Here is a 26509-nt window from a genome sequence, read left to right as displayed (position 1 = left end):
CTAATCTTTCTTTAGGGAATCTCCCGTTTTTATCTGAAAAGCATCTTCAATATTTGCTATATAAATAATACCATCTCCAGGTTCTTCCGTTTTGCTATTTTTTAAAATTATCTCAATTGCCGCTTGGGCTTCCTCATTTTGGCAGACCAGTTCCAACTTAACCACTGGACTATCAGTCACGTGAAAATCCAGCGACGGTCTTGCTCCTTTTGACTTGAATGCGCCAGTCCCTTCTGCCTGTGAAAGTGTCATACTCTTAAACCCGTTATCTGATAGTGCTTCAATGACTCTTTGGATTCGGTTCGGTTTTATAAATGCTTTTATTTCTTTCATATCATAAATTTTTAATCGATGTTGAACCGAGCCTGTTTTTCAATTTTTAACTAACTAATTAAGACGATAAACAAACCCGGAATCAAAACCTTTGATTATTGCTGAATTAATGTCCGTGTTCCAGTTCGCCTTTAATCATTTCCGAAGACAGGTTATAAGCTCCTTTTATAACCACTTTAGCATCTTTTGAAACTTCGGCAGGCAGATTGACTTCAACAAAGCCTAAATCAGTAATACCGACCGTTACGGGTATCATTTTAAACTTCATTTTGTTCGCTTCCATTTGTTCATCTTCATCGAGAATAAAAATAAAAGATTGCTCGCCCTCTTTAATAATGGCAGCTTCGGGTATTGCAAAACCCTTTTTTTCGCCCTGCACTATTCGCCCTTGCACGTACATACCCGGCAATAGGTTTTTATCCTTGTTTTCAATATCTGCCAGAACTTCCAAGGCTTTTGGTTCGGTGTTGAATGTTTTACCCACAGACCGAACGGTTGCTTTAAGCAGTTCATCTGGACGAGAGGCCGTTGAAAAATATATCTGTTGTCCTTTCTTGATTTGCTTTATGTCCTTCTCATATATTTTGAAGTTGACATAAATCTTTGAATTATCGCTTATTGAGAACATTTTGGATTGTTGCGCCACATAGTCGCCAAGGCTAATCATTACTTCATCCACGTAACCACTTATGGGCGTTGTAATGGGTACAGCGGAATATATTTGACCTTCAGCCACTTTGTCCGGATTAATGCCCAACAGTTTCAATTGGGAACGCAAACCATTGACGCTGGACGTTGTGGAACGAAATTTTGACTGCGCCATCTGAAATTCCTTGCCCGAAGAAACACCTTTGTCATAAAGGGTCTGCTTGCGTTCAAAATCCTGTTTCAAAAAGACCAGTTCGTCATTTTTTTCCTGATATTCCTGTTGCATTGCAATGATGTCTGGGTGTTCTATATATGCCAACACCTGCCCTCTACTTACGTTATCTCCGGGTATTACTTTTATGGAACTCACATTTCCACCAACAAACGGATTGATATTCGCCTTATCCTGTGGGAAAAGTTCCAGCGTACCTGTTACCTTAATGTTGTTCCCTAAATTCCGTTCCTCCAGAGGTTTCGTTTCCAAACCGATGGTTTCGGCCTGTTGCTTTGTAAGTCCCACAACGCCTTCTTCCTCGCTGTGACCACCTTCTTCGAATTGCTTCGTTTTTTCCGAAGATGCAATTTCTTCAGTATGACCTGATTCTGAATCTGCCTTATTATTGCAACCTATAAATAATGAGGTTACTAAAGCTAAACTAATTATAGATAAATATTTCATTTTATTTTTCATTTTATATTATAGATTGCCCAACTGATATTGTACCTCAATAGACTGCTGGTTATACTGATTGATGTATTGTAAATGGTTTTGTTTAATACGGATGGCGCTGTTGAGAATTGTGATGTAATTGACGTAATCTATTTCGCCTTCTTTAGAAGCCAACTGCGCTGTGGTAATTTGTTCTTCTGCCAACAATAGTGCGCCTTCTTCGTAATAATGCAAAATCTTCTTGGTTTTTTCGAGTGATTTGGCCAATTGCGACACGCGACTTTCTGTAACCGCTTTTTGCTCCAAATATTGACTCTCTGCAACCATTGCGTCTGCCTTCGCTGCCTTGACTCTTGACTTCTGCGGAAAAAACCATAACGGAATGCTAATACCTGCCTGATAGGTATTAAACCCTGAAACATCATCCACAACCTGCCTACCATACGATAAACTGAATTTTGGTAGGAATTGCGATTTTTCAACGCCCACATTTGCTTTACTTACTTCGGCATTCTGCAAGGCATATTGCAACATTGGGTTATTGGCAACCGAAGCTGAATTCAATGTTGCGATAAAATCCAATGGCTCGTAAGAACCATCTACCGTTTCAATGGATTCGTCCGTTCCCAAATATTGTTTTAAGGCACGTTTGGCAATTTCAATATCATCATAGGCTTGTTGCCTTAACACTTGAATCTGTTGAAATTCGGAAGAGGCTGCAATAAATTCCAACTTGCCTGTTTCTCCAGTGTCATACCGAAGTTGGGCAGCGGCCTTAAAATTGGCATAAGTACTGTCCAATTGATCAGCAAAACGCAACTGTGCCTTGTAATAATTAATTTGGTCATAGGCTTGCATCACATTGCGCACCAACTGTTGTTCACTGGCCACATAAAACTTTTCTCCCAAGGCAATGCGCTCTTTGTAAAACTTCGATTTTGAAAATCCTGAAAGCAAATCAATGTTGCCTTGTTGCACACCAACGGTTGTCTGAACGCCAGGAAGATTATTGCCATATTCTTCCTTGCCCGTGAAAACTTGAGTGCTACCAAGGTCAAAACTCGTTCCCTTTAGTGCCTTTTCCCGTTCAATAAATGCCTGACTCTCCTTAAGCGATGGATAATTCTGCTTTGCCATCGCAATAGCCTCATCTACAGTCAAGGTTTTTGGAATTGTGCCATTTGGACTGGTGTTTTGGGCAATAGCAGTTCCCGAAGCCATCAAACCACCAACCATCAATAGTACGGTTACAATGTTCGTGGATTTGTTGATGTAGCTTACATCTCCACCAGTATTGTTTCGTTCCTTTCTCGATTCAAGCCAATAATAAAGAATAGGTATAACCACCAAGGTCAGAAATGTTGCCGTAAGCATTCCTCCAATGACTACTGTTGCCAAGGGGCGCTGTACTTCTGCACCACCAGAGGTGGAAACCGCCATGGGTATAAAACCCATAATTGTTGTAATGGCTGTTAATAAAATTGGACGTAAACGTTCATGTGTAGCTTCGTATATACGTTTTTTTATATCTGTCATTCCACTGTCTTTTAGTTCATTGAATTTGTTTATGAGTATGAGTCCGTTTAACACGGCAACTCCGAAGAGCACGATAAACCCAACTCCCGCAGAAATACTGAAAGGCATTCCACGAATCAACAAGACGAACACGCCACCAATGGCCGCCAAAGGCACTGCCATATAGATCATCATAGCTTGTTTAAATGAATTCAAAGCAAAGTAGAGCAGAACAAATATTGTTAATAGAACTATTGGGACTACAATCATCAATCGGTCTGATGCTCGTTGCAGGTTTTCAAATGACCCTCCGTAAGTAACATAATAACCTGGGGGCAGTTTTACTTCCGTTTCCAGTTTTTGCTGAATTTCCTCGACCATCGATTTTACATCGCGTCCACGAACATTGACCCCTACCGAAATACGCCGCGAGGTATTATCCCTTGAAATCTGCATTGGCCCGGGTTTGTAGCTAATATCAGCCACTTCCTTTAAGGGTACTTGTGCACCGTTTGGCAAATCGATATAAAGATCTTTTAAGCTGTTGATATCTTGTCGATATTCTTCTGCCAAACGAATGACCACATCAAAGCGCTTTTCCCCTTCAAATATGACACCTGCCTTTTCTCCAGCAAATGCAGCACTTACATAATCATTCAGTTTATTGACAGTAACACCGTATTGTGCCATTTTTGCACGGTTGTAAACCACGGTCATTTGGGGTAAACCACTTGTAGCCTCTACATTAAGGTCTGCTGCACCCGGAACTTTACGTATTACCGCAGCGATTTCCTGTATCTTGTCTGCCAACACGTCCAAATCTTCTCCGTACAATTTGATTGCCACGTCCTCACGAACGCCAGTCAGCAATTCATTAAAACGAAGTTCTACAGGTTGGGTAAACACGAAATTTACGCCGGGAACTACTGAAATTTTTTCTTGAATCTTTTCTATGAGTTCTTCTTTACTTTCTGCGGATGTCCATTTACTCTTGTCCTTTTCAAGAATAATGTAACTATCTGCAATATCCATAGGCATTGGGTCTGTCGGTATTTCTGCCACACCAATTCTTGAAACTACCGTTTTTACTTCCGGAAATTCATTGATTAAATTCTGAAGTTTCTCTGAAGCTTCAATCGATTCTGTAAGACTGCTCCCCGGTTTTATCAATGCTTGAAAAGCAATATCGCCTTCATCAAATTTCGGGACAAATTCTGCTCCCATATTACTGAAAAGAAATCCTGCAATCAAGAATAGCGCAGCCGCCCCTATAACGACTCCTGCTTTAAAACGAAGTGCAAAATTTAATATGGGAAGATAGGCACGATTCAAAGCACCCATAATTTTATTACTGATTCTATCAATCTTATTTTCAAATTTAGCAAACCAACTATTTTGGTTTTTGGCAGGTTTTAAAAATAATGACGACATCACCGGTACGTAGGTAAGACAAAGGATAATTGCCCCTAAAACGGCAAAACCAAATGTAAACGCCATTGGTCGGAACATTTTCCCTTCCACACCGGTCAAAAACAGAATAGGCGTAAAAACTATAAGAACAATTAGTTGACCGAAGAAGGCAGAATTCATCATTTTACTTGAAGAGTCATAGGCGATTTCATCCATCTCGGATTGTCCTATGATAGCATTGGATTTTTTCATCCGTTGATGAATGTGAAAAACCGTTCCTTCCACGATAATCACCGCACCATCTACAATAATTCCGAAATCTATTGCTCCCAAGGACATTAAATTCGCCCAAATGCCAAATTGTTTCATCAAAATAAATGCAAATAATAAGCATAAGGGAATTATCGAAGCAGCTATCAATCCACCACGAAAGCTTCCCAAAAGGAGCACCAAAACGAATATCACGATAAGCGCCCCTTCAATTAGATTTGTTTTTACGGTACTTGTAGTTCTCTCAATAAGCTCGCTTTGGCTTAAAAACGTATCGATATACACGCCTTCAGGCAGGGATTTTTGAATTTCCGTTATACGCTTTTCAACATTGTCTATAACGGTGCTTGGACTTTCGCCTTTCAGCATTAATATTTGTCCACCTACAGTTTCGTGGCCATCCTGTGTAAAAGCACCATAACGCACTTGACTGCCATATCCAACTTTTTCAGCCACATCCCGGATTAAAACAGGATTACCATTTTGGGTAGAGACCACTGTATTTTCCAAATCTGAAATGCTACGCGCCAATCCTTCGCCACGGATAAAATTGGCTTGATGGTTTTTTTCAATATAAGCGCCTCCAGTGTTGGCATTATTAACCTTTAATGCTTCAAAGACCTGGCTCATAGTGAGCCCAAAGCTTTTAAGTTTATCGGGATTAAGAGCTACTTCATATTGTTTTACATAACCACCAAAAGCATTTACTTCAACAACTCCGGGGACTAATGCCATTTGACGTTTTACGATCCAATCTTGGATGGTACGAAGCTCCATAGCATCGTATTTATCTTCATAGCCTTCTTTTACCTTTAGGGTGTATTGATAGATTTCGCCCAGACCTGTGGTTATAGGTGCCATGAACGGTGTTCCAAAGCCTTCGGGGATTTCTCCCTTTACTTCGGCTAACTTTTCTTGTACCAATTGCCGGGGAAGATAAGTCCCTGCTTCATCTTTAAAGACAATGGTTACTACGGACAGACCAAAACGAGAGACCGAACGCAGCTCGATTACATCGGGTAGGTTGGCCATTGCCAATTCTACTGGAAAGGTTACAAATTGCTCAATATCCTCCGTTCCCAAATTAGGGGCAGTTGTAATTACTTGAACTTGATTGTTGGTAATATCGGGTACGGAACCCAATTTTATAGTGGCCATAGACCAAATACCAGTACCTATAAGTACCACTATAAAGAGCCCAATAATAAATTTATTATTAATGGAAAATGAGATGATTTTATTAATCATAGAAAAAGTATTAATTCAGTTTAAACCTCGCAATGCAATTAGATGCAATGCGTTTATAATGTGATGCTTACTTTGAAAAGCATCACGTAAGGATATAGCTATCCTTAAAAAAAACTGAATTATACTTGAGGGGGTTGGAAAAGGGATTCCAAATATCTGGAAGTGAAGTTTACTTTATGTAAGTTAAACTGTTTTTTCTCTTCAAACTTTAGTCGATTGGTTAAAGCCGAATTGTTGTTCGCAATAATTAATACTAAAGAATGACAACATTGATTATGTGAATGAACTGGGGTATTCTCCTTATCTGGGTTATTATGATGCCCTTCATTTTTTGCATCATTGTCAATGTAATCTTCAACTACATATTCAAGGAAAGAGTCGCCATAAACTTTATGGTCTTGATAATGGGTAATAATACTTGAAATTTCTTTAATTGGCCCACAAAAGTCCATATCTATGCTAATCCCTTGAAAAAAGAATAAAATAGACATTGATATGGAAACGAATATTTTCATAAAGTTTGACAAAGATACAAAATAATGGATGCACAGGCAGTGCAAAGATTATAGCTGTAAACTATAATTTATTTAAAATTTTTAGAGATTCTATGTGTTTGTAGAGTAATAGACTAATGTTATAATTGCAACTAATGTTTTTTGCTAATTATCGTTAGGTTTTAAACCAGAAATAGTACCCCTATCAAACGCAAAAACGATTATTTATTCAAAACATGCTTTTTAACTATTGTCCCTAAATCTTTTTCCGAAAACCAAATATCCTCTGGATGAAGATGAAGAACAGGAGCTTGCTCGCATTTATTATTACAATCCATTTGTTCAACTTCTATTTTGTTTTTCAGTTTGTATTTTTTTATATAGTAATCTAAAAGCTTTCCTTTTTTCTTTCGGCAGTTTGCACCGTTACACTGATAAATGTAAAGGTTAAATGGACTGAATTTAAAAGTAGTCTTGAAAATTTTCAGTCCGAAGGAAATGCGCTTATTAAAAAATATAAAGCAGCAAGAACTGAGGATTTATTAAATGAATTGAAAGAGGAAAAACAATCGTGGGAAAGCGATGTAATCAGTTATGTAAAGGCTTCTTTTGACCCTGAACACACCAATTTTGCATACGAGTTTAAGGCTCAACAAGGATATAATTTCGGAATGAAATTAGGTATCGACCAAAGAGTCAAAAACACTATTCAAACCATTAAAGATGAAATTAATGGGCTTGATTACTATTTAAAAATATTATTCATTTCAGATGCTATTGTGCGAGCTGATGACATTGATTTAGAAGAGCATAAAAACCTTGATACCGAAGGCATTCTTGATCTTATACTTTCTAAACTATATGAACTGTATAATGATGGGAAATACTATTCTATTAAGTGGATTCTTGAAGGTAACGGCCTAAAGTTAGGTGGGCGTAGCGAAGATTGGGACTATGGTAGAATGCTTGAAGAACGAGGCCTTATTGAGACTATGAATGGTCGTGAGGTAAATGCCAAACTAAAACTTGAGGGAAAGTATGCCATTGAACAAGCCAGAAAATCCCAAGTGCCCGACTACTCAAAAATTAGCGATTCTGATGAAGAATTAAAAACACTTCTCAAAGAGGTACTTGCCGAAGTTAAAAGATCAGGATATGGTCAGCAAATCATCTTCGATGAGTTTGATGAGCTGCGCAAAGACATTCCGCATCTTAGCAAAAAATCGTTTGGTCAGTTATTAAAATCAAAACTTGGCGATTTGGTCGCAGCCAAAGCCTTTGACAAAGCTATCGCCAGCGACATATTCAAACAATTTACTAACCAAATATTTCCATTTTAACGTACGAGAATATGGGCAGGTATTAAAAATAGAATAGTTCAATTCTTCCGAAAAGAACCACCACCAGAATATGAGGTGACAGAATATGTGTTTTCGGATAGACAACCTCTTGATGGTTCTTCGACCATTTCATTTTTCGTAAACAATCCCAAGCCAGATGTAAGTGTTACCAGAACTTTTGATAGCGAAGACCAAGCCGTTAATTGGCTTATGGAAAATCGAGATTTCAAAAAGATGTTATTTAGTAATGTATTTCCATCCGCAAATTCGGTGAAATACCAATGTGGCGTTAAAGAACCTATCACAATCCCAAACAAAATGCCAGGGGATATTGACATTCTTCTGTATGAACAAGGAAAGGAACAAAATGCGGTTGGAATAGAATGTAAAATAGTAAAAACCGAATCGCTTGAAAATCAACCACCAAAAATAAACAAGATTACAAGCGTTCAAAAAAAGGGAACTATTCAGGCAAATGGATATACCGAAATTGGATTCAACAGGGTTTATCTGCTAATCATACTATTGGATGATGGCCGGCATTACAAAAACCCCAATGTTATGTTCAGAACTACACCTTTTAAATGGTTGAAAGAATTGTATGGTTTTGACTGGCAAACCCGAATGAGTGATGATATTGGAATTATTTACGTTCACATAAATCAATTTACTACTAACCATATAAATCAGACCAAAGGATTGGGATTGCGTGTAGAACGTGAAGCAATACCAATTTTACAACCTGAAGAACTAACTGATAAAATCAAAAAACTGGATTCATAGGATAATTTGAAACGTAAAGGAACTTGCAGGATATGCGGAAATCATAGTAAACTAACGTTTGAGCACGTTACACGAGAGTGTAAACTGAACTCTCTATAGTTTGCCTGATTCATTTTCTCAAGTGCTCGGTTCTTGCCTAAAACATTCCACCAACATCCCATAAAGTTCTGGATGTTTTCTTTTTAGTAAATCCGCTCGTTCAAAAAAATACTCTGAAGCAACCGCAAAGAATTCAGCTTGATTTGTTCCACCATATTTACGAATATCTGAATGGTTATCGTTAATCGCTTCCATTTCTTTATGGATTAAGTTTAACCAAGGTATGGCATATTGATGTTCCATTAGCCGCTCTGGCACACCGTCTGTTCTATCGTCCAACTTATCTATAAGGTGCACAAATTCGTGTATGCCAGTATTGCTTTTATCGGTTGTATTTTTAAAGCCGTGGTACAATGCTTTCTTGGAAAGTATCATCTGTTTCTCGAACCTTCCATTTCCAACTATTCCACCAATATTCCGTGAGTTATCCTTACTGCTAAATTGCATATCCTCATTAAAATTATCAGGATATAAAAGGATGCCACTTAAATTTGTGTAGTGCCATTCCTTGAAGCCAAAAACTGGAATGACGGCACTTGCTGCAATTAAAACCTTATCCAACTCTTCCAGTTCAAACTGCACAGCATCGATATAGACCTCACTTAAAATAGCATCATTTTTTGCTGAAAAATTAGCTGTGCGTCTTTTGATAGATTTCTATAAAACAGCACATTATCCGTCAATAATTTATGCCAATGTTCTGGAAATGGTTTTACACTATGACGTTTTGCTTTTCTATAAAAATGAACAGCAAAAAGAACAATCACAACCGAAATAAAAATATAAGCCATATTAAAAACGTATTAATCTACAGGTTCGGCCTTAAATCCCACTTTTTGCAAAGTCGCCTTTACATCTTCTTCGGTTACACCATCGCTTTCAATGGTTAGGATTTTATCAGGATTAGAGGTATCTACTTCCCAACTTTCTACACCTTCTTGTTTGTTTAAAAAAGGGGTGACTTTTGATACGCACCCACCACAATTGATATTTGTTTTAAATTTTAAAGTTTTCATAGTATTGAATTTATTTATTATTAAAGTTTTACTCGTTTAAGTCTTAAGCTATTTGCAACTACGGATACACTACTGAATGCCATTGCTGCACCTGCAATCATCGGATCCAACAAAAACCCATTTACAGGATAAAGAACTCCCGCTGCAATTGGAATGCCAATAATGTTGTAAATAAATGCCCAGAATAAGTTCTGACGTATGCCCAACACGGTTCTTTTTGATAGTTCCAATGCTTTTGGGATGGATTGTAAATCCGATGTTATCAAGGTCATTTTCGCTACATCCATTGCTATATCCGAACCTTTACCCATTGCAATACTCACATTGGCTTGCGCCAAAGCGTGCGAATCGTTGATACCATCGCCCACCATTGCTACTATCTTTCCGTCCGCCTGTAATTTTTCGACAAAAGCCGCTTTGTCCGAAGGCATCACTTCTCCTTGGTAATTTGTTATTCCTACTTGTTTTGCGACAGCAGATGCGGTTTTATTGTTATCTCCAGTAAGCATATAGACCTCAATGCCTCGTTCTTGAAGTGTTGCTATGGCCATTTTTGAAGTTTCCTTAATCTTGTCTGCAATGGCGAGTATCGCCAGCACTTGTTTTTCATTGCCAAAGAAAATGACGGTTTTCGCTTGCTCTTCGAGACTTTCTGCTGTTTGCATCAAGGAAGCATCGATTTGAATATTTTTCTCAAGCATTAGTTTATGGTTTCCAACATAGTATGGTGAACCATTTTCTGTTTGAGCTTTCACACCTTTTCCTGTAATACTTTCAAAAGAAGCAATTTCAGCTTTTTCAATATTTTCATCTTTTAAGTGATTGACTACAGCTTCCGCCAAAGGGTGTTCTGATTGTGCTTCAATAGCTAGAAGAACTTTTTTGTATTCGTTGATATCTTCGAGTTTATCCTTCCAAAATATATCAGTTACTAAAGGTTTTCCTTCTGTAATTGTACCTGTTTTATCAAGAATGACAGCATTCACTTTATGACCGAGTTCTAAACTTTCGGCATCCTTTATAAGGATATTATTTTCTGCGCCTTTACCAATTCCCACCATAATGGCGGTAGGTGTTGCCAATCCCAAAGCACAAGGACAGGCGATTACCAATACTGCTACAGAGGTCAATAAGGCTTGTGAAAAGGCATTATCGCCTCCTAAAGACATCCAGACAATGAAGGTTACAATGGAAATACCCAATACCACAGGAACGAAAATACCGGCAATCTTATCGACCAGTTTTTGAACGGGTGCCTTACTCCCTTGCGCTTGCTGAACCATTTTAATGATTTGGGAAAGCAGGGTTTCTCCACCTACTTTTTCAGCGGTAAATTGAAAACTTCCTTTTTGATTAACGGTACCAGCGAATACCTTTTCCCCTTGGGATTTCTGAACTGGAACGGGTTCTCCAGTAATCATACTTTCATCTACATATGAGCTTCCCTTGGAAACTTCGCCATCCACGGGAATCTTTTCTCCGGGACGCACCAAAATGGTCTGACCAACCTGTACGGATGAAATAGGGATTTCCCTCTCTTCCCCATTCTCAATAATTTTAAGGGTTTTAGGCTGAAGCCCCATTAGTTTTTTAATGGCTGAAGATGTATTTGATTTTGCCTTTTCTTCCAATAGTTTCCCCAAGGAAATAAAGGTGATAATCACGGTAGCCGCTTCGTAATATACGTGAGGCTCGATGCCACGACTTAACCAAAATTCAGGAAAAAAGGTATTGAATACACTAAAGAGGAAGGCGATTCCGGTACTCAACGCCACCAAGGTATCCATATTTGCTTTACCGTGTTTGGCCTGCTTGAAGGCATTGATGAAAAAACTGCGCCCAAACCAAAAAAGAATTGGAAAGGCCAATACCAATGAAATCCATTTGCCTGGTTCCCATTGCATATAGAACATTCCTAATACAAAAATGGGAAGGGTAAGTATGGCCGACCAGATAGTACGGTTTTTTATGTCTTGATAATGTTTTTGCTGTAGTTCTTGTTGTACTGCTGAAGGATTCTCCGCATCAATGATTATGTCATAACCAACTTCGCGAAGTGCATTTTGAAGTTGATTAGGACTCAACTCTTTGTCGTACTCTACAAGAACAGAACTGCTCGCAAAGTTTACGCTAGCATCAAATACGCCATCTGTGTGTTTTAAAACGGATTCAACGCTTGCTGCGCAAGATGCGCAGGTCATACCTATAACTGGGAATGATTCTTTTATTCCCTGTTTAACATTCTTTTTTTTGGTTTCAAATATGTTGATTGTCTCCATAAACCCATTCTTATTTGTACACTGCAAATTTCAGGATTAAAGGACTTTAATGTGTTACATTATATGCTGAATGATTTGTAGAATTTGCTTCGTAAGGGTCGCCAATATGTAATTTTCCCAAGTTTACGATACAAACAAGATAACTTATACCTGATTTTTAATAAAGCAAAAGACCACAATATTAGTTGTAGCCTTTTATAATTTGAGGTTGTAGCACCTTACTATAATCAATTGATATAAGCTGTATTATTTTAAATATTCGTTACAAGCTTCTTCACATTTTCGACAGGCATCTGCACATTCTTGACAATGTTTATGGTCGTGCTTGGCACATACATCAGCACATTTTTTACAGATATCACGACATTGTTCTACCATACCTCTAACATCCTCATAATTTGACGCAAGCAAATTTGCGGTTGCACTACAGATTTCAGCACAAGCCCTATCAGTTCTTATACAATCTACCATCATCTTGATGTTGTCTTCGTCAAGACAGGCATCTGCACAGTAATTACAATGTGCTACACAATTGTTTAAAGCTTCGATTAACTTTGAATTTTTCATAAATATTTAAGAATTTAAATTGTTAAAAATAATCTGCTACTATAGCAGATATTACTACAAACAATTTAACTTAGATAATAGTGTCTTTTGTTATAAAATATGCCGAATGATTTGTAAAATTTTCGGATTAATACAATTTAACATCAAATCTCATCCAAAGATTTACGATTCTGATTAGTGCTTTTTTTGAAGTTTGAAGGTGTCATACCTGTAACCTTTTTAAACTGATTGCTTAAATATGCAACGCTACTATAATGTAGTTGAAAAGCTATTTCACTTAAGGTTAGTTCATCGTAAACTATGAGTTCTTTTATACGTTCAATTTTTTGGTTGATGATATATTGCTCAAACGTGATGCTTTCTACTGACGAGAATAGGGAACTTAAATATTTGTAATCCAAATTAAGTTCACCACTTATAATATCTGCCCATTTTAAATCGGTTTCGTCGTTGGAATGATGTATTTTCTCAACAACCAAAGTTTTCATTTGCTCAATAAGTTGACTTTTACGGTCGTCAATCAAACTGAAACCTGAATTTTGAAGGGCTTCGGAAAGCTCTTTTTTGGTGTTTGCATTTAATGTTGACACTAATTTAACTTCTCCCAATTTAATAGAAGCATAGGATATTTCAAGTTGTTTTAAAATATTGGATACTGCCGAGATACATCTTGGGCAGACCATATTTTTAATATAGATAATCTCATTCATATAATACTTGTTTTAAAACAAGGTTAACCCAGAATTGTGTAAAGAATAGTAAACAGCAGCTATCGCAGCAATTACAAAAATCAATACTATCACAACAAAAGCTATAATTTTATCTTTTTTTGTGATATTACTTTTAGGTTGATGCTTCTTCCTTTCATTTTTTCGTCTATTTCTTCTGCTTTCACTCATTATCGTTCGCCATTATAAAACCAAGATTATTTTTTGGCCTTATGTAGATTACTTGATTAATCCGTAATTCGTTTTATTTTAAAGTTGCTTTTACCTCTCCACAGGTTAACATAGCCTCTCCATAATATGGATTTCGCACTTCTTCTTCCAAACTTATCCAATAGGCACCTTTATTGTTATTGGCCATTGGGCAAAACTGGATATATACATTTTGGTTGACCCCAAAAAGCTGTACACCACTTATCATATGTGCCGAAAGATGCTTAAAATGCCCTCTTTGTTCTCCTATGTCTGAACTGTTCTCAATAGCATTTGCAGATGATTTTAGTTCCTTTTGAATGGTCATCCAATGGTTATGCGCCTTTTCATCAGATAATAACTTCATATCCACTTTTTTCAAGGACTGGTTGATTTGTTCTCCTGCTTGTTGAGCACCCTTGGTATCATCGTTTACCAATGCATCCTTTAAAAGAATATAATCATCAAAAACCTGTTCTAACTGATTCTGAAATTTGTTTGAAACCTTAATTCTTTCCTTCATTTGAGAATGATCGGTTACATCCATATTTTCTCCAGAACCATCTTCTTGCATTCCCAAATGTCCTTCGTGTCCTGTCATAGTTTTACCTCCTTCTTGATTCATCATTGATTTTTTACCCTGAAGCTGTGCCGCGGCATCTACTGTAAACGTGCCGTTAGTTACCACTTCATCTCCATTTTTTAAACCTTCAAGAACGGTATAACTATCGCCAGTGGCATTGCCCAATAAAACTTCTTTCATTTCAAAAATAGCTTCATTAGGGTTTGTTTTGACATAGACTACAGAGCGTTCTCCCGTCCACATAACAGCGGTTGACGGTACGGAAACGGTATTCTCGGTGCTTGTTTGCGTACCCTCAATTATACCTTCCACAAACATTCCCGGTTTAAAGAGGTCTTTCTTATTTTGCAAGACCGCTCTTACAACCACCGTTCTAGTTGCAGAATTTAATAAGGGGTCGATGAATGAGACTTTTGCATCAAAAACCTCATTGCGATAAGCATTTGTGGTCACTTTAATAGTTTGCCCTTCTTTTAGGGATGCAATTTGATTTTCATAAGCATCAAATTCTGCCCATACTGTATTGAGATTCGCAATTTTATATAAGGGTTGTCCTTGCTTTAAATAATCCCCTTCTTCTACCATTTTCATTGTTACCGTTCCTGAAACGGTTGCAAAAACCGGAAAGTTTTCTTGCACTTTCCCAGCAGTTTCTATGGCGTTGATTTGCTTTTCGGAAAGTTTCCAAAGTTTAAGTTTGTTCCTAACAGCCTTATACAATTCTGGTTGCGATTCTTTCAAGGATGAAGCGGTAAGCAGTTCTTGTTGTGCCGCAACTAATTCTGGCGAATAAATAGTTGCCAAGCGTTGTCCTGCGCCAACACGTTCTCCTGTTGAATTAACGTATAGTTTTTCAATTCTTCCTCCAAAATATGTGACCTGTACGGCATTTGACTCTTCATTTGCTTTTATCTTTCCAGATAATTTTAGGGAATTATTTCCTATTTGTCCTTGTCCCACAAGAGACGTTTGAATATTGGCTAGAGCCATTGCGTTATCGGTCATTTTGATTTCATTGGCATTGAGTCCATCGGCACCTGATTCAGCTGGAATTAAATCCATTCCACATATTGGGCAGTCGCCAGGCTCTGGTTGCATAATTTGTGGGTGCATTGAACAGGTCCACATTTGATTAGCAGCAATTTCTTCTGAATGTTCGTGCGTGTCTGTAACGTTATTTGTAGTCTTATCCGCAGAACCTCCACCGAATAATAGAAAGCCGCCTAAAAGACCCACAATCAAGGCAACACCTATGTAAATGATATATTTATTCATTTTAATTTTATTTATTTGTTATTTTCCAATCGTTTTATCATTGCTTTCATTTCTGCAATTTCTTTTTCTTGCGCTTTAATAATATCCTCTGCTAATTTCTTAACCTCCGGATCTTGTATGTCAGCTCGTTTACTAGTTAATATGGCAATAGAATGATGCGGTATCATAGCTTTCATCCATAGTACATCGCCAATAATTGGAGCTTGGGCTCTCACAAGACCTAATGCGCCAGCAAAAAGAACAATACTTCCCAAGATGATTGCTATATTCTTCTTTTTGTTTTGGTACATACTTCGCATCGCCACAAACATTATAATGGCCATTGCAGCAATACCCAAACAACTCATATAAAATCGGGTAAGACTAAAGTAGACGTGATCTATTTCATAAGAGTTTAGGTACATTGTAACATACATTGCTACAAAGGATGCTGCAAGCATACCTACAAATTTCGTGTAGTTGTTTTTCTTGTGTTGACTTGATCTTTCCATTTTATATTGATTTTAGAGTTCTATATTTTCATTTCCTTTTAATCATTTTTTTTATGGTTCGCGATGACGTATCACAAAGTAAAAAACTACTGTAATTACCCCTAATCATGAGAATGCTCAGAATATTACGGTGTTAAAGCTATCCCTGCCTTCATAATCCATTGTATGAGTCATCCATAAAAAGTCAAACCAACGCGAACTACGGTAATCGATCTGTTTTTCTTATTATTAGAACTGTGTACCTATTTACCATTATGGCGTGCATTGAAAGTTAAAAGCAACTAATACACTTTCCCAAGCTAGTGAGATAGTGCCTTCTTTATCATTGGTTTTGACAACTTCATATTTTAAGTGTTCCATTATTTCATCTGACGCTTTTGGCTTAACCTTAAAACGCAAAACATCATCGTTTTTATTATAATCATCTTTGCCATGTTGATTCCAATTAGAATTAAAAATGACAGTCCATTCATCGTTCGATGGAATGGCAAAAAAACCATATTTTCCAGCAGGTAAGACTGTATTGTCGATAATTATATCTTTGTTAGTTTCTATCCAAGTAGCCATATGCGCACCAGCTTGCCAAACCTGATCATTAGCCAAAAGGCCACCGAATATTATTCTATTTCTAACTCCAGGTGATGAATAATCTATATGAATATGAGTGTCGCCAATTATTCCCGTAGCTGAAACATGTGGACTTAATACTTTTTTTAATGGCTTCGAAACAGATTTAGTTTGCGATTGTTCGGGAATTATGTCAGTATCTTTTTTTTCCTGTTTACAGGCCATAAAAGCAAGAGTGCATAACAATAGAAGACATTGACTCCGTAATCTCATAAGATTTTTCATTTATTTCATTTTTTTTTAAGCAGACATTCCTTTCTTAGAAGGTATTTCCCTTTTTACTGGTTGTTAATACAAAAATATAAACATAATTTTTTACCGTAAACACATGTGCTACAACCCCATCCATCATTGTGCCCAATTAAGAGAAAGAGGTTTACTGCTAAACCAACAAAACAGATATTCTCTTTCTCTCATTAGGACTTAAATTTTTTCCTGATTGGGAAAGAACCTAGTACAACAATAAATTATTGATTTCCCACCTTTTTTACAATCAACTTTTCTTTTTCAAAATTCATTGTGCCTGTACACGGGAAGGGTTTTACTAACTATTAAACCTAATCTCCTCCCCACGACAGGACTTCACTATTCAGATATCTTTATCATCTTACAACCTTCTGTTAACTAATAACCAGAATATCGTTAAGATTTTTTAAAAGGAATTATCTATTGAATAGTTTTTTGAACTTTACCACATTTAAGCATCTTACTGCCATAATATGGGTTTCTCACTTGGTCACTGCTACTCAACCAAGAGCTACCACCATCATACATTGGGCAAAATTGCTCGTATAACGTGCTTTTTGTACCTGTAATTGCTATCAAATCTGACATATCCTTACTTAAGGTTTTAAAATGCTCTCTTTGATGGCCCATATCACTTTTTGCAATATGTTCGGCGTGCTCTGTGGCATCTTCAATTATGTCAGCTAATTCTTTTTGTTCTTCTGCCGTATACTTTGAAGCATCAAAGGCTTTTAGTGAAGCGGCCAATTTAGAGCCTTCTTGGGCTGCCTTTTTGGTATCATCTGCAACCAAGGCATCCTTTAGGTTGAAGTAATCATTTAATATTGCTTCAGCCTTTGTATCACTATTCATATTCATCATTTTACTATGGTCCATTTTACTATGGTCCATTTTCATTTTTTCCTTTTCCTGTGCATTGGTAAAAGAAACTGCTAACAATAGCATTGTTGCGATACTCATTTTTAAATTATTCATTTTTATTGTTTTTAATTGTTATTGTTTATATACTATCTTTTAATTGTTCTATCCAACGGATTAGTTCCTGTTTTTCAGCTTCTGAAAAGCTTGCGTCTTTATGAATCAACGTGTAAGAATATAAAGGCATTTCGTCACTTTCAATCTGTTTGATGATTGACCTTAACTTGCTCTTTTTTCTTCTGTTTGATAACGAATCCCATTCATTAAAATTAAGTTCAGCTTTTCCTTCTTTAATATGGTCTTCCAAAAACCAAGCAGCGGGTTGAATTTTATTATACCAAGGGTATTGCGTGTTATTACTGTGGCAATCATAGCAGGATACCTGTAACTTTTGCTGAATTTTTTCAGGAACATTATGGACTAACATAAAATCAGTTTTGGGTACTGTATCGTTTTGATTGCGTTCTGTGGGAATAAATTGTATCCCCACAAACCCTACCAATAATACTAATGCTATGACTTTTACAATCTTCATCTAGTTAATTTCTTTTTGCACCTTACCACATTTCAGCATTTTACTTCCGTAGTAAGGGTTTCTTACTTCTTCACTCATACTTAACCAATTACTACCACCATCGTACATTGGGCAAAATTGTTGGTATAGCGTGTTTTTAGTTCCAGTAATTGCGACCATATCCGTTACACCTTCACTTAAGATTTTAAAGTGCTCTCGCTGGTGTGCTATATCACTTTCAGAAATATGTTCTGCGTGTTCTACGGTATCTTCAATAATATCTTTTAAATCGGTCTTTTGCATATCTGTATAACTAGAAACATCAAGCTTCCCTAAACTTGTTGCCAGGCGTGCACCAAGTTCTTTGGCTTTAGCATTATCATCGGCAACCAATGCATCTTTAAGATTGAAATAATCGTTTAATATGACTTCTGAATTACCATCTCCACTCATTGCCATGTCTTTTTTTTCACTATCGTGGTGACCATCACTATTATCGTGATTCATTTCGGAATGGTCTACATCAGTGTTATTTTGTTCTTTGTTGTTGTCTTTACAAGACACTGCTGTTAAGGTTATGAATGCTATCGCAACGATACCTAATGTTGTTTTTAATTTGCTCATTTTGTATTTGATTTTGATTATTAATATTAATTGTGATTTATTTTGTTTTATTAAAAACGTGCAGATAGTCCACCACCTGCTCCAAAGCGATTGTCATAACTACCTATAATTGAAAAATTTCTAGATAATAAATATTCAATTCCTGCACTCCAGACGACTTCTTTCTTAAAGCTATCACCTAGTGGTAATTCATCTACCCATCCAAAATCTGCTTGATACTCATAAACTCCAAAAAGAACCGTTCTTGGAAAAATAGTTATCGCACGACTCAAACTAATTTGTGGACGTAACTTACTATCCATACGAACATCTAGACTAAACAGAAATGGGGTTAAATACCTAATTCCTGCAATAGCGGTTGTATTGATTTCATCCAAACTATCGGCTCCTTCATTTTCAACATTTACACCACCAAAAACACGTAAATAATCGTGTAAATAGCGTTCATATGTAAATTCTGCTTCAAGGTTTTCGTTCCATCCATATTCCGCCGAAAGCGTAAACTGGTTTCTAATATTGGACGTCATAAATGTTGCACCAGTCATATGTGAAGCTACATCAACCATTCCCCAAGAATACCATAAATCTGTTTCTTTAATCAATTTTGAAACGGGATAGGCTTCCATTCTAGTATCTCTAGGTGTATCGTAACTCATTACTCTAGCCATACCACCCATCATATGATATAAAATATGACAATGGAAAAACCAGTCTCCATATTCATCCCCATAAAACTCGATAGTTAATTCTTCCATTGGCGGAACATTTACGGTATGTTTTAAGGGCGAGTATTCTCCATTTTTATTAATAACTCTAAAAAAGTGACCGTGTAAATGCATAGGATGATGCATCATTGTAAGGTTGTTTAGAGTGATTCTTGTAACTTGATTTCCCTTTATCTTTATCTTATCAGTTTCAGACAAGGGAACACCATTCATACTCCAAATATATCGGTTCATATTCCCTGTGAGGTTCAACAGGATTTCATTAACTGGTGTGCCTTTTGCATACGTTGTTTTTTCAGGAGACTTCAAATAATCATAGTTGTATTCTGAAAACATATCCATTCCCTCCATAGTGTTTGATTCTTTTTCATCCGTTTTCATATCACTATTTCCCATTTTAGAATGATCCATATGGGACATTGTAGAATCCATTTTCATATCATTCGCCATTTTATTATTTTTCATATTAGAATGATCCATCTTCATCTTACCGTCCATTTCCATCCCTTTCATATCATCCATCTGCATGCCATATTCTTCTTTCATCTCAAAACGTTCATCTTTACCTGGCTGAAATTTTAGCGCGTGAGCACCCATTTTCATTTTCATTTTAGCCATTTCTTGCATCATTTGGATTTTGTCAGGTCTCGGAAGAATTTCTGCAGGTAGAATTTTGCCATTACCAATGTATGCCAAGGAAGTGCCAGAGCCATCTTGCGCCATTGAACGCAACTCAATTTTACCATTTTCAGGAATAGTTATAATAAAATCGTAGGCTTCTGCAATAGCAATAAATGTTTTGCTACGCTTTACAGGAACAATGTCTTTTCCATCAGCAGAAACCATTGTTGGCGCTTCGCCTCCAAAGGTCATCCAGAATTGTGAGGAAGCAGATCCATTTATAATGCGCAACCTGACTTTTTCACCTGGTTGAAATTCAGGGTATTCTGCAATCTCTTTACCATTGACTAAAAATGCAGGATAATAAATATCAGCAATATCGGCACCTTCCATCCGTTGACGCCAGAAATCTAATTGTGCACCAAAGGCACCTCTTGCTATCACTTGATTTAAAGGGGTAGATGTACCTTTCTTCATTTGATACCACTCATTACCTCGTTTAAGGTTTCGTAGCACATTCATTGGTTTTTCATTTGTCCAGTCGGACAACATTAACACTAAATCTTTGTCATACTCGAAGCTTTCTTCTTTTGGATGGATGATAATGGAACCAAAAACACCACTTTGTTCCTGTAGCATTGTGTGCGAGTGATACCAATACGTTCCATTTTGTTTAATTGCAAATTCATATTTAAAAGTGGTTCCAGCCTTAATGGGTGGCGTAGTCAAATAAGGAACGCCATCGTAGAAATTTGGCAAAAGAAATCCGTGCCAATGCACCGAAGTTTCAACGCTCATTTCATTTTTTACATAAATAACCGCATATTCGCCTTCGGTAAATTCAAGGGTTGGCCCTGGGATTGTCCCATTAACGGTCATCCCTTTTACTTCTTTTCCCGCTTTATTAACCATTTCTTCTTTGAGGGTTAACGTATATTCCTTTACTGGCAAATTATCAATATTGCCTTCAACAGACTGTGCAAACAGTGCTGGACAGCCTATTAATAGGAATAGAATTGAATAGTGTATTGCTTTCATATTTTTAGTTTTCTCAATTTTAATAAAAATTAGTTCTTCTAATTGCCCCAGATCGGATTGTATTAATTCGTTAAATAATTAATAAGAGCGGTTTGAACATAATAAAGCTTGGTTGTCTCAATCTGCCCCATTTGAAACTTTAGTTGTAATTCCTGAATATCTAGTACATCATTAAAATTAATCGTTCCCGTTTCATAGTTTTTAATAAGAATTTCTTCAGCATCTTCAGCCTGTTTCAGGTTGTTTGCCTGTGTATTGAATTTTATTCTTGCCTGGTTGCGCTGCGAAATAGCCTTTGATAATTCAGCCTTAAGGACATTTAGACGTTCATCTTTTTGGGATTGAATTTCCTTTTTCCGCAAATCATTTTGCTTGGTTTGAGATTTATATTTATTATTGAATATTGGAATTGACACAGAAACCATAGGCATAACCATATCTTTAAAAGAACTGGTAATCATGGGACTATCTTCTTGGTTAATATACTGCACTCCGAAACCAATCATTGGACCACTTTCTTTTTGGTTTAACAACTCGGACTGTTCCACAGATTCATAAAGTTTGTCATATTTAAGCAATTCCGGGTTTAGTGACAAGGCGTCGTAGCCATAAAAACTATCATCTTCTGGGATTTCCAGAACAGAAGCTACTGATACATCTTTATTATATTCCCGATTTATTAAACTGTTCATTGCTGCTTGTATCCCTTTATTTTGCTGAATTAAAACATCTATTTCCTGTTTTAGCTCATTCTGTCTAATTTGTAACCGCAACACATCAACTGCTGATGCCTTGCCCACCTCTAAAGAATTGAGTGCAAGGCGTTCATAAGTTTCCAAGAGTGTTATATTTTCATCAAGCACTTCTTGTTTGGCTCTAATTTCATAGAGCAAATAATAAAATTGTGATACAGAAAGTGCCAATTTTCGTTTTGCGATTGTTACTTCAACATACTGAGCGTCTGCCATTGATGTGGCATAATGCTCTCTTGCAGATATCGTTCCGAACCACGGTAACATTTGCATTACAGAGGCATTAAATTTTTCCATAGGCATATCCATCTCAGGTGCTATAGCCATAACGCCAAAATTAAATTCTGTGTTTGGTAAGCTGTTAACTTCATTTACTTTTTCAGAAGCAATTTGATACTGAAAATCAAACTTTTGAATCTCTGGACTTTGGGTTAATGCTTCTTGAATAAGAGTTTCTAAATCTTGTGCTTTTGCGAAAGTTGGCACAAACAACAAACAGATTATAAATATTATATGTTTCATTTTACAGCTCTTTTTAATTGAAATTCTTTTTTCCAGCTGAATAAAACTGGTACCACAAATAGGGTTATAAGTGCAATAAGCATCCCTCCAAATGAAGGAATTGCCATTGGAATCATTATATCACTCCCACGCCCCGTTGATGTTAATACCGGTAATAGCGCTAGAATAGTTGTTGCCGTTGTCATTAAACATGGACGAATACGCTTTTCTCCTGCTTCGACTACAGATGCCCGAATTTCCTGTTTTGTTTCTGGCGTATTTCTATCAAAGGTTTGGGTCAAATAAGTGGCCATTACCACACCATCATCTGTAGCAATACCAAACAAAGCAATAAAACCAACCCATACCGCAACACTTAAATTAATAGTGTGCATTTGAAAGAGGTCTCGTAGATTTTCCCCAAAGAAATTGAAGTTTAGAAACCAATCTTGGCCATAAAACCAAATCATTAGAAATCCTCCAGCAAAGGCTACTGCAATTCCAGTAAATACCATCAAAGATGTGCTCACGGAACGGAACTGGAAATAAAGGATAAGGAAAATAATGGCAAGTGCCAATGGTACAACAACACCAAGAGTTTTCTCTGCTCGTAATTGGTTTTCGTATGTTCCCGTGAATTGATAATTGATACCTTTAGGCACAATCAATTCCCCTGAATCGATTTTTTCCTGAATAAGCGCTTGTGCATTTTCCACCACGTCTACTTCAGCGAAACCATCTAGTTTATCAAAAAGAACATATCCTACTAAAAACGTATCCTCACTCTTTATAACTTGTGGTCCTTGCTCATATCTAATAGTCACAAGCTCACTTAATGGTACTGGACTTCCTTTTTCAACAGGAACATAAATGTCTTCGAGGTCATTTGGGTTTGCTCGTAATTCTCTTGGGTATCGCACTCGAATACCGTAACGTTCCCTACCTTCAACAGTTTGTGTTAATACCATTCCTCCAACTGAAATCTGAATGACTTGTTGAACATCTTCAATAGTAATTCCATATCGCGCCAGTCGATCCCTGTCAATATCCAATAACAGATAAGGTTTACCTACAATACGGTCAGCAAATACAGCTTCGTTCTTAACGCCTTCTGATTGTTTTAATAAATCTTCCAATTGCAATCCAAAGGCTTCAATTTCTTTTAAGTCCTGCCCTTTAACTTTTATTCCCATTGGTGCTCGCATACCTGTTTGTAGCATTACCAAGCGTGTTTCAATAGGTTGTAACTTGGGTGCGGAAGTAACTCCAGGAAGCTTTGTAACCCTTACAATTTCTTTCCAAATATCATCTGGTGATTTAATCTCTGGTCTCCAGTTTCTAAAGTACTCTCCATCGTCATCTGGAATAAGTTGAGAACTAGTGACAGAAAAAGGATCTTTTAATTCGGATGCCTTGTAATTGGAATTGTCATCCTCAATTTCGCTATTAGGGTTGGTTACTAAACTGCCATCCTTTAAAACAAATAAGCCGTCTTCGTTTACCTTAAAGCGTTGTCTTTTGCGATTTTCATTTAAAATATATTCAGATTTATATTGAATAACATTCTCATACATCGATAACGGTGCAGGGTCTAATGCTGATTCTGTACGCCCAGATTTACCAACGACTGTTTCAATTTCTGGAAGGCTAGCTACTGCCATATCCAATTGCTGCAATACCCGCTTGTTTTCTTCAACACCAGAATGTGGCATGGAGGTAGGCATCAATAAAAAGGAACCTTCATTAAGGGATGGCATAAATTCTTTACCAGTATCACGCATAATCAACACGCCCAAAATTACAATGGCGGTGGGCACAGACAGAAATAAAACCTTATTACGCAATGCCCAACTTAAAATTCGGACATAAAACTTTCTAAAAAGTGTAAATACTCCTAAAAGACCAAAACAGATAAGACCTACAAAAATTACATTTATAAAGAAGCTTCTATCAACTCCCAATGGCCTCCAATATTCTCCCAGTAAAAATATAAGAGCAAATGCAGAGACAAATATGTTGATAGTATTCGCCAGTTTTGCGGTAATGATTTCCTTTAACGACAGAATGCCAACCGTACCAAATGCTATTAATATTAATCCTAACGGGTATCCGAAAATAAGGGATACAATACCCAGAATAATCATCGTTCCATTTAAAATATAGCTAAAAGAAGTCCTTATGCTTCTCTTTTTAAATAAATAGGCTGCAAACGGTGGAATTAAAAACAAGGACACAGTTAAGGCTGCTATTAGGGCAGCAGTTTTGGTAAAAGCCAATGGTCTAAACAATTTACCTTCAGCACCGATCATCGTGAATACCGGAATGAAACTTATAATAGTGGTCAGTATAGCTGTGAGTATAGCCCCGGAAACTTCCGCAGTGGCATTGTACACAATGGTATCCATTGGCACATCTTCATCACTTTCGTCTATATGCCTCAGCACATTTTCTGTAAGGATAACCCCCATATCTACCATTGTTCCAATAGCAATAGCAATACCCGATAAGGCCACAATATTCGCATCTACATTGAAGAGTTTCATCGAAATAAAAACCATTAACACCGCTATAGGTAATAATCCCGAAATCAATATGGAAGCCCGCAAATTGAATACCATTATGATGATTACGAAAATGGTGACTAAAATTTGTAATGTCAGTGCTTCCTCCAGCGTATCCAAGGTTTCTTGTATCAATTCTGTTCTGTCATAAAAGGGAACAACGGTAAGTTGTGATGTTCTACCATCACTTAATGTTTTAGAGGGCAAGCCTGAACTTAATTCATTTATTTTTTCTTTAACGTTATTGATAACCTCCATTGGATTGGCACCATAGCGCGCTACCACAACACCACCTACAACCTCTGCTCCTTCTTTATCTAAAAGACCTCTTCTTGTAGCAGGACCGTGGGAAACTTTTGCAATATCCTTTAAGCGTATTGAGGTGAAATCTTCTGATGTTACCACAGCGTTTTCCAAATCGGCAAGGGATTTTACATACCCCAAGCCACGTATCAGATATTCAGCTTGGTTAATTTCCAAAGTCTGTGCACCAACGTCCTTATTGCTTTGTTTTACGGCTTTTACAACTTCATTCAAACCAATTTTATATTGTTTCATCAACTCTGGGTTGACATCCACCTGGTATTCCAATACATAACCACCAATTGAGGCGACTTCAGAAACACCGCTTGCCGAAGACAGGGCATATTTCACATAGAAATCTTGAATACTTCGTAATTCTTGCAAGTCCCAACCACCCGTAACATTTCCATTTTCATCCCGACCTTCGAGGGTGTACCAATAGATTTGGCCAAGTCCTGTTGCATCTGGTCCAAGTGCTGGATTAACGCCTTCTGGTAGAAGTCCGGCTGGTAATGAGTTTAATTTTTCAAGTATTCGGCTTCTGCTCCAATAAAATTCAATATCTTCTTCGAAAATGATATAAATGCTCGAAAACCCGAACATAGATGAACTACGTATTGTTTTAACCCCTGGAATACCAAGAAGCGATGTGGTTAGAGGATAAGTAATTTGATCCTCAATATCTTGAGGGGAACGACCATCCCATTTAGTAAATACAATTTGTTGGTTTTCGCCAATATCTGGTATGGCATCTACGGCAACAGGGTCTCGAGGAAGTGAGCCTGTATTCCATTCAAACGGGGCGTTTACGACTCCCCAAGCAATAAAAAGGGATATTCGGGAGTAGGCCGATTTTCACTAAAAACTGGACAGAACGAATCCTGGAACATCGATGTTTCCGGGATTTTTTTTATGGTTTATTTTCGAAGTGGATTTTCGTCCGGTTTAAGAGGGCTTTTTGGTCGTTTTAGTGAGGTTCTGGCATACCTTTCCCATCGAAGTTTCGGATCGCTAGTCCCTATGCCGCTTTTTCCAGCGCCATGGCCGACACCCCCCTGCCGATCTCCAGTGCGTTGCCGGTATGGATGCCGAAGAATATCCATAAGATCTCGGTGGCCCTGGTCCTGGCCCTTATCCTTTT

At 37.2% G+C, this 26509-nt stretch carries 20 protein-coding genes and 1 pseudogene; 2 read left to right on the top strand and 19 right to left on the bottom strand.

What is annotated here, in order from left to right; translation table 11 throughout:
• The 4 genes from G466_RS0116435 to G466_RS0116420 form a co-directional block, all read right to left on the bottom strand.
• Complete coding sequence (locus G466_RS0116435; protein WP_026814630.1) at nucleotides 1-333, bottom strand: P-II family nitrogen regulator; 333 nt, start codon at nucleotides 331-333, stop codon at nucleotides 1-3.
• A 106-nt stretch (nucleotides 334-439) separates the two neighbouring features.
• A complete protein-coding gene (locus G466_RS0116430; protein ID WP_026814629.1) occupies nucleotides 440-1660 on the bottom strand; it encodes an efflux RND transporter periplasmic adaptor subunit in 1221 nt (406 codons plus the stop codon).
• Nucleotides 1661-1678: 18 nt separating this feature from the next.
• The gene (locus tag G466_RS0116425; protein WP_026814628.1) at nucleotides 1679-6094 is read right to left on the bottom strand and encodes a CusA/CzcA family heavy metal efflux RND transporter; all 4416 of its coding nucleotides are present in this window, start codon (nucleotides 6092-6094) and stop codon (nucleotides 1679-1681) included.
• Nucleotides 6095-6213: 119 nt separating this feature from the next.
• Nucleotides 6214-6609, bottom strand: a complete 396-nt coding sequence (locus tag G466_RS0116420; protein ID WP_229797252.1) for a hypothetical protein — start codon at nucleotides 6607-6609, stop codon at nucleotides 6214-6216.
• A gap of 530 nt (nucleotides 6610-7139) precedes the next feature.
• Between G466_RS0116420 and G466_RS0116415 the strand changes: the two genes are divergently transcribed.
• Together G466_RS0116415 and G466_RS0116410 are read left to right on the top strand one after the other, a co-directional pair.
• Nucleotides 7140-7928: a hypothetical protein gene (locus G466_RS0116415; protein WP_229797253.1), complete on the top strand. Its 789-nt coding sequence runs from the start codon at nucleotides 7140-7142 to the stop codon at nucleotides 7926-7928.
• Between the two features lie 75 nt (nucleotides 7929-8003).
• The gene (locus tag G466_RS0116410) at nucleotides 8004-8711 is read left to right on the top strand and encodes a hypothetical protein (RefSeq protein ID WP_229797254.1); all 708 of its coding nucleotides are present in this window, start codon (nucleotides 8004-8006) and stop codon (nucleotides 8709-8711) included.
• A 117-nt stretch (nucleotides 8712-8828) separates the two neighbouring features.
• Here the strand turns inward: G466_RS0116410 and G466_RS22370 are convergent.
• The 15 genes and pseudogenes from G466_RS22370 to G466_RS24140 form a co-directional block, all read right to left on the bottom strand.
• Nucleotides 8829-9601 (bottom strand): annotated as a pseudogene (locus G466_RS22370) (M90 family metallopeptidase).
• A 12-nt stretch (nucleotides 9602-9613) separates the two neighbouring features.
• Nucleotides 9614-9826: a heavy-metal-associated domain-containing protein gene (locus G466_RS0116400; RefSeq protein ID WP_008616468.1), complete on the bottom strand. Its 213-nt coding sequence runs from the start codon at nucleotides 9824-9826 to the stop codon at nucleotides 9614-9616.
• Nucleotides 9827-9846: 20 nt separating this feature from the next.
• Nucleotides 9847-12105 (bottom strand): heavy metal translocating P-type ATPase, encoded by a 2259-nt coding sequence (locus tag G466_RS0116395; protein WP_026814624.1) that lies wholly within the window; start codon nucleotides 12103-12105, stop codon nucleotides 9847-9849.
• Nucleotides 12106-12351: 246 nt separating this feature from the next.
• On the bottom strand, nucleotides 12352-12672 hold the full coding sequence (locus G466_RS0116390) for a four-helix bundle copper-binding protein (protein ID WP_026814623.1): 321 nt from the start codon (nucleotides 12670-12672) through the stop codon (nucleotides 12352-12354).
• Nucleotides 12673-12815: 143 nt separating this feature from the next.
• A complete protein-coding gene (locus G466_RS0116385) occupies nucleotides 12816-13382 on the bottom strand; it encodes a helix-turn-helix domain-containing protein (RefSeq protein WP_026814622.1) in 567 nt (188 codons plus the stop codon).
• Nucleotides 13383-13644: 262 nt separating this feature from the next.
• Nucleotides 13645-15447: an efflux RND transporter periplasmic adaptor subunit gene (locus G466_RS0116375; protein WP_026814621.1), complete on the bottom strand. Its 1803-nt coding sequence runs from the start codon at nucleotides 15445-15447 to the stop codon at nucleotides 13645-13647.
• Nucleotides 15448-15458: 11 nt separating this feature from the next.
• A complete protein-coding gene (locus G466_RS0116370; protein WP_026814620.1) occupies nucleotides 15459-15938 on the bottom strand; it encodes a DUF305 domain-containing protein in 480 nt (159 codons plus the stop codon).
• Nucleotides 15939-16190: 252 nt separating this feature from the next.
• On the bottom strand, nucleotides 16191-16790 hold the full coding sequence (locus G466_RS0116365; protein WP_026814619.1) for a DUF2911 domain-containing protein: 600 nt from the start codon (nucleotides 16788-16790) through the stop codon (nucleotides 16191-16193).
• 441 nt (nucleotides 16791-17231) lie between these two features.
• Entirely contained in the window at nucleotides 17232-17786 is a 555-nt protein-coding gene (locus G466_RS0116355; RefSeq protein ID WP_026814618.1) for a DUF3347 domain-containing protein, read from the bottom strand.
• A gap of 25 nt (nucleotides 17787-17811) precedes the next feature.
• The gene (locus G466_RS0116350; RefSeq protein ID WP_026814617.1) at nucleotides 17812-18264 is read right to left on the bottom strand and encodes a heme-binding domain-containing protein; all 453 of its coding nucleotides are present in this window, start codon (nucleotides 18262-18264) and stop codon (nucleotides 17812-17814) included.
• Nucleotides 18265-18867 carry a DUF3347 domain-containing protein gene (locus tag G466_RS0116345; RefSeq protein WP_026814616.1) on the bottom strand — a complete coding sequence of 201 codons (603 nt, stop codon included), beginning with the start codon at nucleotides 18865-18867 and terminating at the stop codon, nucleotides 18265-18267.
• Between the two features lie 50 nt (nucleotides 18868-18917).
• The gene (locus tag G466_RS0116340) at nucleotides 18918-21251 is read right to left on the bottom strand and encodes a multicopper oxidase domain-containing protein (protein WP_026814615.1); all 2334 of its coding nucleotides are present in this window, start codon (nucleotides 21249-21251) and stop codon (nucleotides 18918-18920) included.
• A gap of 62 nt (nucleotides 21252-21313) precedes the next feature.
• Nucleotides 21314-22525, bottom strand: coding sequence for a TolC family protein (locus tag G466_RS0116335; protein WP_026814614.1), 1212 nt, complete (start codon nucleotides 22523-22525; stop codon nucleotides 21314-21316).
• The gene (locus tag G466_RS22365; protein WP_084418907.1) at nucleotides 22522-26205 is read right to left on the bottom strand and encodes an efflux RND transporter permease subunit; all 3684 of its coding nucleotides are present in this window, start codon (nucleotides 26203-26205) and stop codon (nucleotides 22522-22524) included. The genes G466_RS0116335 and G466_RS22365 overlap by 4 nt, the downstream gene beginning before the upstream one ends.
• Before the next feature lie 80 nt (nucleotides 26206-26285).
• Nucleotides 26286-26509: hypothetical protein (locus G466_RS24140; protein ID WP_034235984.1), on the bottom strand; the 224-nt coding region annotated here is incomplete at its 5' end.

The organism is Arenibacter certesii DSM 19833 (genome assembly GCF_000429545.1).
In the GTDB taxonomy this organism is placed as follows: domain Bacteria; phylum Bacteroidota; class Bacteroidia; order Flavobacteriales; family Flavobacteriaceae; genus Arenibacter; species Arenibacter certesii.
The sequence above is the reverse complement of the archived record's forward strand: the minus strand, read 5'-3'. Positions and strand labels throughout refer to the sequence as shown.

Coding starts and splice junctions, on each gene's coding strand:
- G466_RS0116435 (WP_026814630.1), bottom strand. CDS start 333: ATGAAAGAAATAAAAGCATTTATAAAACCGAACCGAATCCAAAGAGTC.
- G466_RS0116370 (WP_026814620.1), bottom strand. CDS start 15,938: ATGGAAAGATCAAGTCAACACAAGAAAAACAACTACACGAAATTTGTA.
- G466_RS0116400 (WP_008616468.1), bottom strand. CDS start 9,826: ATGAAAACTTTAAAATTTAAAACAAATATCAATTGTGGTGGGTGCGTA.
- G466_RS0116390 (WP_026814623.1), bottom strand. CDS start 12,672: ATGAAAAATTCAAAGTTAATCGAAGCTTTAAACAATTGTGTAGCACAT.
- G466_RS0116385 (WP_026814622.1), bottom strand. CDS start 13,382: ATGAATGAGATTATCTATATTAAAAATATGGTCTGCCCAAGATGTATC.
- G466_RS0116425 (WP_026814628.1), bottom strand. CDS start 6,094: ATGATTAATAAAATCATCTCATTTTCCATTAATAATAAATTTATTATT.
- G466_RS0116345 (WP_026814616.1), bottom strand. CDS start 18,867: ATGAGCAAATTAAAAACAACATTAGGTATCGTTGCGATAGCATTCATA.
- G466_RS0116365 (WP_026814619.1), bottom strand. CDS start 16,790: ATGAAAAATCTTATGAGATTACGGAGTCAATGTCTTCTATTGTTATGC.
- G466_RS0116375 (WP_026814621.1), bottom strand. CDS start 15,447: ATGAATAAATATATCATTTACATAGGTGTTGCCTTGATTGTGGGTCTT.
- G466_RS0116355 (WP_026814618.1), bottom strand. CDS start 17,786: ATGAATAATTTAAAAATGAGTATCGCAACAATGCTATTGTTAGCAGTT.
- G466_RS0116420 (WP_229797252.1), bottom strand. CDS start 6,609: ATGAAAATATTCGTTTCCATATCAATGTCTATTTTATTCTTTTTTCAA.
- G466_RS0116395 (WP_026814624.1), bottom strand. CDS start 12,105: ATGGAGACAATCAACATATTTGAAACCAAAAAAAAGAATGTTAAACAG.
- G466_RS0116350 (WP_026814617.1), bottom strand. CDS start 18,264: ATGAAGATTGTAAAAGTCATAGCATTAGTATTATTGGTAGGGTTTGTG.
- G466_RS0116430 (WP_026814629.1), bottom strand. CDS start 1,660: ATGAAATATTTATCTATAATTAGTTTAGCTTTAGTAACCTCATTATTT.
- G466_RS0116335 (WP_026814614.1), bottom strand. CDS start 22,525: ATGAAACATATAATATTTATAATCTGTTTGTTGTTTGTGCCAACTTTC.
- G466_RS0116340 (WP_026814615.1), bottom strand. CDS start 21,251: ATGAAAGCAATACACTATTCAATTCTATTCCTATTAATAGGCTGTCCA.